Genomic DNA, 1,083 nt, shown 5'->3' with positions numbered 1-1,083 from the left:
GCAGAGAGATCGATGCGGGCGGCCATGTCGAGGTTCACCTCGCCGTACGGGCGTACATGGGACCAGAACAGCGGGTCAGCCGCGCCGGTCGGCGGGGGTGAGCAGGTCGGCACACTCCGGCTCGTCCAGGACGTCTTGGAGCATCAGGGTGGGGACTGGCCGTGGCCAGCCTGCTCCACAAATCGTTGGCCTGATAGGGGCAAGGGGGTCACAGCCGCCGGTCAGGGCGTTCTCACCCTGAGACCAGCCCGCAGGAGGCCAGTGTCGGGAGTGGGCATCGGTCGGCCAAGGTGAGCGCCACTGGGCAGTCCCGTTGCTTCACGGCGCGCACGGTCTGCACGAACGAGCGTTGATTCGGGGTGCCGCTGCACCATGACCGGGCTGGCAGGCACCCCTAATTACAGTCGGGGAGCCTCCAGTTGCCTGTAAAGGTTGTCCCCTAACGGCGGGGCGCAAGTGAGATGATCTCTCATGCCGTCAGTGTGCTCGCGACCACTGACAACGCCCGCGGCGGCCCAGTAACACCCATCTGGACCTGCCCCGGGCGGGCGGCGACCACCGGCGGGTGCTGGCGGTGCTGAGATTCCCGGAAGGAAACGGCTGACCCCGGGCGCTCGCCGAAGGCCCGGCCGACGCCGGGGCGACGGAAGGTTGGTGTGCGGGGCCGACGGAACCGGGTATCGTCTTTGTCATGTTCTTCCAGACGCCGATTTACGAGTGAGAGCGTGATGGGCCCCTGCTGACGTCCTTCGACGTCGCCGCCCATCCCCCACCGATGAATCCGTAGATCACTTCACATCATTACCGGGAGAACCCGTGACCGTGAGCAAGAACATCAACAACCCCGTGGGCATGGGCGGCGGCCAGCGCAAGAAGCTGTCCCGCGCCGAACGGCAGAACAACGGCCCGCACCGCAACCTCGACCGCCAGGGTGCAGCCGACCAGAAGGCGGAGCTGGTGCGCAAGATGCGCGAGAAGGCAGGCGCAGCTGAGGGCGCCGGGCAGGCGGGCGACGACACCGCACAGAGCTGACGCACCGCCGCCGCAGGGCGGCACCGCACGGGGCAGGGCCCGGACCGCGAC

At 68.1% G+C, this 1,083-nt stretch carries 1 protein-coding gene; it reads left to right on the top strand.

Features of this window, described 5'->3' with window-relative positions; translation table 11 throughout:
• Positions 1–816 precede the first annotated feature (816 nt).
• Positions 817–1,032 carry a DUF6243 family protein gene (locus AB0I10_RS41260; protein WP_243627090.1) on the top strand — a complete coding sequence of 72 codons (216 nt, stop codon included), beginning with the start codon at positions 817–819 and terminating at the stop codon, positions 1,030–1,032.
• The last annotated feature ends 51 nt before the right edge of the window (positions 1,033–1,083 follow it).

Origin of the sequence: Streptomyces sp. NPDC050636, from assembly GCF_040654775.1 — a bacterium.
GTDB lineage: Bacteria > Actinomycetota > Actinomycetes > Streptomycetales > Streptomycetaceae > Streptomyces.
Note: the sequence above shows the minus strand (reverse complement) of the source record. Positions and strands in the feature narration are given on the sequence as shown.